This window comes from Cohnella phaseoli (genome assembly GCF_003386235.1).
Lineage (GTDB): Bacteria > Bacillota > Bacilli > Paenibacillales > Paenibacillaceae > Cohnella > Cohnella phaseoli.
This window is the reverse complement of record NZ_QRDZ01000013.1, coordinates 220349-227559: the sequence shown is the minus strand read 5'-3', so window position 1 is coordinate 227559 and position 7211 is coordinate 220349. Positions and strand designations below refer to the sequence as shown.

At 47.2% G+C, this 7211-nt stretch carries 4 protein-coding genes; all 4 read right to left on the bottom strand.

The window, feature by feature from the left end:
* Positions 1-774: 774 nt before the first annotated feature.
* Entirely contained in the window at positions 775-1668 is an 894-nt protein-coding gene (locus DFP98_RS17845) for a hypothetical protein (RefSeq protein ID WP_116061956.1), read from the bottom strand.
* Between the two features lie 264 nt (positions 1669-1932).
* Positions 1933-3915, bottom strand: coding sequence for a group II intron reverse transcriptase/maturase (gene ltrA, locus DFP98_RS17835; protein WP_116061955.1), 1983 nt, complete (start codon positions 3913-3915; stop codon positions 1933-1935).
* 694 nt (positions 3916-4609) lie between these two features.
* Complete coding sequence (locus tag DFP98_RS17830) at positions 4610-5530, bottom strand: DUF6094 domain-containing protein (RefSeq protein WP_116061954.1); 921 nt, start codon at positions 5528-5530, stop codon at positions 4610-4612.
* Between the two features lie 585 nt (positions 5531-6115).
* Positions 6116-7192: a phosphoadenosine phosphosulfate reductase domain-containing protein gene (locus tag DFP98_RS17820; protein ID WP_246016580.1), complete on the bottom strand. Its 1077-nt coding sequence runs from the start codon at positions 7190-7192 to the stop codon at positions 6116-6118.
* Between the last annotated feature and the right edge of the window lie 19 nt (positions 7193-7211).

The following is a 7211-nucleotide window of genomic DNA, read 5'->3' as shown; positions in this document are numbered from 1 at the left end:
CTTGCCCCATCTTTGGCCGACCGGTTCGCAATTCGGGTAGCCCCGTTTCACTACGGCCTGGTACTTCTCCTCAAGCCCTTCAGACTCTGCCTCGCAGCAGACGCCCTGCCCTCCGGCAAAAAAAAAAAAAAATTACCGGCCCCCGAGAAGTTACTCCCGAGTTTGGATATGAGTCTCCTAGTCCGAGACTCAGCGGGACTTTAACCCACCTGATGATCGTGCTGCCACGCACGCACTATGGAGCTGCTGACTTCTCGCATACTTCATCGCCTCCAACGGCTCCATATACGAGATCTCGCACGTTCCGTTATCCTTATCCCTTTATTTGCTACTCTTTAGGAGCCCTCTATACACCGCGAGTGCGGGCACTTGGAGAACATAACCCTGTTCTTCCAAGGCAATCCGTTATCCATTAGGAAATTGAATGCGGACCAGCAGAAGCTATTAGGCAACAAACTTCCGCTCTGACTCGTTACACCCGCTGAATCCGGCTAAGGTGCGTATGGGTTACGATGCGTACATGTCGAGGGTTCGTCTTCGCTCTCCATGGAGTGCTTTTAAGGACCTCCGCCTTATGGCATATCATCCGGATGAGATATGCAGCGTGACGACTTTACCTGGCTCTCACACGCGCTCATGTTGGAAAGAGCTACGCATGCAGGAGTCTCAAGGAGGAGTCTACGGGTTATGACTCCTAACAGGGATTTCACCTGTCACTTCAGGATAACAGTTAGGCTTATTCAAGCCCCAGCATTTCCCGTAATTTCACCAGACTCAGATGAAAGTTTCGGTTATAGCTGAACGTGCCGCACTCCCCGAACCCATATCGCCACCAAGGATGGGTGACTCACTGTCCGCACAATCTACTGTGTTTACGATGGCTTGGATCACATGGGCCTGTGTTGGAAATGGAATTCGTAGCATATCTGCGATAGCCGGATCAATGGGCTGGTCAAATGAATGACGAGGTTTAAGATCCGCCAACTTCTCGGCCAGATGGGTTGCGTTGTTCAGCATATACTCCGACATGGACCACTCCGGATTGAACTCGCCCACCACATCACTTTCTGGTATAAGCAGTTTCTTTGTCTTCAACGCCTCGGTTAATCTTTCTATGGCTTGCTTTTCGTCGGCTTTGAACAGAAGGGCTTGAACCTTATTCCACTTCATAAAATTCGGATTAATCTCAACAAATAATGGTTGGCAGTAGTCTTGGAACATATTATAGTAGGCGGATTCCCATTCACGCGGAAATCCGAATCTACAAATCACATGTTCTGCAACGACTTTTTCCATATTCCCTTCAGGTGCAATGAGAAGCGCGCGATTATGCTTCTCAGGGTCATTCACCTGTTCAATAGAAGAAAGCTCGAAGAATTGGTTATAGATGCAGCCATGTGCGACATCTCCAAGTCCAATCGGTTTCATTAACCGTTTGTATGGTTCACCGTTGCATCTCGAATACGCAATACGATTCATTTGAGCTTCATATGACTCCAACAGGCTAGCCGACACCGCCTTCACAGATTCTGGCAGACCTGCAAAAGATGCAAAATACAAATTCCGTGTTCCTTTGCCGCCCCAGTCCCAAATCAGGAAGTGAACCGTTACCTCAATGACTTTCCCTACTAACGTAATCTTCAGCTCAAAATCCTTCTCGGTGTTCATATGATAATGTCTCCTTTGATGATGATGAAAAAACAAAAGCAGGATAAGATTTTTTCTTATCCTGCCTGCGCAGTTACTTTAAGTCGGTTACACCGTACTCGTTGGTAAATACCCGAATGACGGAAGAAAAAAAATCAGTCTTTTTCGTACCGACGAACTTACCCTCATCATCGGTCATTTTCTCCGTTTCGGTTCTTCTTTTCGTTACACCGCTAATTAATAGCGATAGGTAATGATCATCCTTCCTCATTGAGAGGTTAGGAGTCATTTTCCCCCGCTTCGCACCGTACGTGCGGCTTTTACCGCATACGGCGCTCCATCGTGATTAGAGCGTTGCAGCTCCACCGCGAAAAGACCCTTAACTTTCTCACGAAAATGAAGAACTTTGCTTCTTATCTTTGGTCCAAGCTGGCTGAGCTCGACTTCATTATGAATGTACTCATGACAGGAATTATGAAGCGTAGCAAGATTGCTTACCTTGTTGACCAGATCAATGGGCAGATTTGGGTCAATATGATGGATGTCAATGTCTGGAGGATGAACCTCTCGGCCACAGACCCTACATCGTCCCTTATCCCTGTTGAAAGCATATGCTCTGTTTAAGTAGAATTCGAAGTTGTAGTTTCCACCGCGTCCACGTTTTCTGCCGCTTCTGATCACGAGCGAGTAATGAAGGCTCATCAATTCATCTGCTCTGGCTAATGTAGATTTGTTTCCCGTTCGCTCGGTGTAGAGTTTACGTCCTTCCAAGGTGAATGGGGTTTCTAGTGGATTTTTAAGCTTCGAATTCTTCCATTTGCAAAACTTAAGTGAAGTGACCCCAACTTTACGGTCAAGGTATTCGATAGCCGGGATGCCAGAGATGTATTCAGAATGGACAGAAAGCAAATTGTGCGTTTCGTTTGCAGGTGTCCATCGAACGGCATGGTTTCGTTTTAAGGAAAGGTACGCAGCCCATGCTAAATCTCTCTCGAACTTCCTTAGATCGATATTCACCCAAGTGGCGGGTTCATAATATTGAATGACCCCGCGTATTTTGCTGTTCAACACATTGATGTGGTGAACTAGAGCATCCTTGTGGGGGATGTGCCTCATTTTTCTAGTGAACCGGTGAATTTCATCAATCTTACTTTGGAGACGTGCCGGGTTTGGTCTGATCCTCGAAATAAACCCCTTTTTGGATTTACCCTTCACTACTTTGAAGTTGAAGCCCACAAATTTAATAGGCTTCTTCTCAACATTCGTGATTAGGGTTTTCTCCTCGGAGAGCTTCAATCGAAGATTAGTATTGAGATACTTAGCCACCCTAGACTTCCACTTTTCAGCAGATTTCTTGGATTGTGTGACGAGTATCCAATCATCGGCATAACGAATGAGAAATGCTGGTTTAAGCTTGCATCTTCCCTTCGTAATGTCTCGAAGCATCATTTCCTTGCCTCTGGAGAACCCTCGTTTGTATTGCGAACGAGTTTTCTTTCTGTCCCACTCTCTGATAATCCATTCATCCATGATATTCAGGTATACATTTGCAAGCAACGGGGAGATGATACCGCCTTGGGCTGTGCCAAGTTCATTGGATTCAATTTCGCCCTTGATGCCTGATTTTAGGATCGCTTTGATTATCATTAGCACTCTTTGATCTCGAATCCCCATGTTCCATAGCTTGTTAATCAGTTTGGAATGGTTTACGTTATCAAAGAAGTTACTAATGTCACCTTCAACAACCCAGTGGTACCCTGTTTTATGGATAACGTCAGCGACTCTCCCGATTGCCATATGTGCGTCTCGCATTGGTCTAAAACCATATGAGTGATCAAAGAACTGAGCTTCTAAGATAGGCTCGATGACCATTCTGATACATTCCTGTGCGATCCGGTCGATAATAGCGGGTATACCTAGCGGTCGTTTTTCAACCTTACCCGGTTTATCGATATAAACTCTTCGGATGGGTTGAGGTTGATAGCGTTGAAGTAAACTTTTGACCCTCGGAAGGACTTGTTCGGCGTCCATCTGAAGGATGTCTCTCTTCATTGTTTGACCGTCAGTACCGGGAGTGTTTCCACCTTGGTTAGCTTTCAAATTGTGAATTGCTGTCAGGATGGTAGCGTCAGCAGTGATTATTTCGAGTAGGCCTTTTACCCTTGGTCGGGTGCCAGCGGCCCATGATGTTAATGCATGCTCATACAGTTGGTCAAGGATTAAACGTAATTCTGCTTCATTATCCGGATAGTTGAATTTTTGTTCCATTGGCACCACCTCCCTTCGGAGATTGCCTTTGGCTTTAGTCAGGTATGCACAACGGCTTCCTCAACAGTTAAGGAATCTTTTGCTGTTAATCACGACTATGCCCCTTCGCCATGTACTAGGCTTTCCCTAGCTCGGACTACTACGGGCTGATGCCCCCTGATTTGGTCGGTCATTTCCTACCGATTAGAAACATCTGGCTCTGCCGCCATTAGCAGTTTCTATCAAGGTTCCACTGTTCCATGTATCCTAGCTTTTCATCTTCACCTTAGCCCTCCACTTTGACCCGCCAGTCATTCAGTTGTCCATGATCGGTGGACGCAGAACATCATGACTAAATGTCGTGATACAGAGTTGCAGGCCACAAACAACAACTCCGCGGCTGGACTCCCTAAGGAGCATACACCTTCTTGTTCGGTGTACTTGGGTTTACGAGCCGTACAAACGTGGATTCATATGGTGATTAGGCATAGTGAATTTTTAGCCCCCCGCATCTCCCTATCCATCACAGGAAGGAAAATTCCGCCTTTACCGGGCTTCATACAGGTATCTGACAGTGATATCTGCATGCCGGAGTCTCAGGGTAGAGTCGCCGATCTTCGGCTCTAAGTAGGTACTTCCCCTACCAACTCGGATACATAGTTAGATTCGTAAGAATCACCTAGTCTTTGTTACTCATTTCTGAGTAGTTTGTGCACTAGGAACAGTGCGCACTGTGACTTCCCATGTTCCCGCCAACTGCTCCTGCAGCGAGGGCAATGCCCATGTGAGCAGGCTTCAACGGCAGCATAGGGCGTTTGAGCTTAGTTTCATTTGATGTTGGTACCAAGCTCTTCCTCATCTCCTGAAATAGCGAAGAACACTCCAGATCTTTGTTCAATTCCTCGACATCCAGCGCATCTCGCCGAAAGTAGGGAGGCTCCGTTGAAAGAGCGCTAGGTACAATAAATGGAGCGACCTCTTCAAGCGTGGGTAATAAAGTTCGATCCCCATTTCCGAGCGTCTGCAGCGCTCTGTACATTCGTGTTTGCTCCCCGCGAGGCGCTCGCTCATACCGTGCGACAACGATCACTTGCTTGAAGTTGTCGTAGTGTTCGTCAGTAAAGCGATAGACCGAAATATCCCGAAATCTGCCGCTCAATAGACCTGCTGTATCCGTCAGCACATACTGAGGAATACAGAAGAGCAGCAATCCTCCCTTTTGAAGTACACCTTTCTTGAAATCCGTAAGCGCACGCAAAAAAGACAACTCTGCTCGCTCACCGTCTACATTCGTTTGGTATGGCGGGTTCAGCCAGAGGAGACTAAATTTTGCCTCCGCGCGAACGCGCTGGTAGCCGTCATGAATCACATGATCCAAAACTCGGCTCGCCTCCTCTGCCCTACCTGCTTCAATTTCACTGCCATACGTGATGACACTGCGATTGGGTCCTTGTAAGGCTTGTGCGATCATGAGAAGGGCTTCGCCCTCACCACAGCAAGGATCATACAGGAAATAGGACAGGCAGTCCCCGTTCTTATTTCCCTCTTCAGGCAGAATTCTTTGCAGCAAAAGTTCCAGTTCATAAGGCGGCGTCGCATAGAACCCAGCCTTTGACTCCGATCCAAGCCTGGCCATTACACCCGCCTCCTACGCAGTCCTGCAGAGCGCGCCGATTCCGGATAATGAATGTGCATCGGACGCTTAAGCAGATCTACTGTCCGATCCTCCTTCGGGCGAATACGCCTAAATAACGCATACGCAGTCAGTGTAATTGCCGCGATCATGATCCCGCCAATGAATACGCCGAGCCTACCACCTGGTATACTTGCATACCAAGCTGACAACTCTCCATCCAACAACTTATCCCACATATTGACTCCTTCACCACAAGCGCACGTATGCCAGATGGCACATACGTACGACTTGTGCCACCGGTTTTATACGCCCAGGTGAAAGGGCAGAATATAAAAAACACCATGCTGTAAAAGCGAATGGTGTTTTTTCGAGGGGAATATGGCGAACAACGCAAAAAAGCCGTTTCCGCAATCGGTCATCCTTCAGGAGAAAAATCAACCCTTAAGGTGATCGATCTTGCGGAAACGGCATAACGCCATAAATAATATATTTTCAGTATAGCAAAGGAAAAAAAATGATCAAGCGTTTTATGATACAATCCCTGTGCCTTCAATTTTCACGAAGGTCCGCTAATCTGTAACTCATTTACGGGGAACCCCCTTCACAACCACGAAAAGCCCCTGCTGGCATGATAAAATCTTCCATCACCAGGTCATCGACGCTAAAGGATCGACTTAGTGCCAAAGAAACCCACCTGGGCAGCAGCGGATCCCCGATAGGGAGTACCTTGGATACCGAACCGATCGCAACCTTTTCGAGAATAGAAAGTTTGACATCGATCGTATGATCAATTTCCTTTTCGACCTCAGCAAACCGTGCGACCCGCTCCGGCGCTATGTACTGATAGGCTGCCCATTGATGCGCAGTTGAGAAAATACAGCCCATGCAGGACACTCTGCCAAATCCTAAATAGTAAGCAGGATGAGGCATGATCTTAAACTCGCGGAATAGCGCGAAAATGTCCGCTTGCTTCATGTCGATTACTGGGCGCCAATGATGCACCAAGCGTCGCCGGCTCGTCGATCCGTGCAGCTCCTTCTCCAAATAGTTTGCACGGTTGCCTCCTTCAGCACGTCTTTCGCCTGTCACCCATAGAATCTTTTTACGGTGCTCCAAAGTACCGCTCATCCTCGGATTGTTACCCAATGTCCGTTTAGCAGAATCCACCTTGTATGAGCTGCACCACCTTATTCTAAGGTCTGCGCTCTGCGCTGGAAACTTCCTTCGCGTTGAAAGCGTCCCTTTAGTTGTCGGCAGACAGATGGTCTGTTCTCCTTCTTTGTAAAACACATCTCCAGTGTAGCTATTTTCACGCATAAGTTCCCCATAAAGCCCTCCACGCCTCCATTGATAATATACCGGCACGCCGAATTTTTTCCCGACCGCTTCGATGTAAGGTTCAGTGCATGGCCAGTCCCAAAATTCTTGATGTTCTTCCCCATGGCCGTCAACTGCTTGATGCCACAATTCAACTTTTGACAAGTCTACACCGTTTTTAATGAGCTGGAAAAAGCTCCCCATAGAATCCTTTCCCGCGGAGATATGCACGACTACGACATCATACTCATGTAAGGGAAGCAATTCAATGGGTTCGCCTTTTTGGACATTTTGGGGCTGATCCAGTCCGAAAGAAAACATCATTTGCTCGTATTGTATTGCCAATATTTCTTTCCCCCTATAT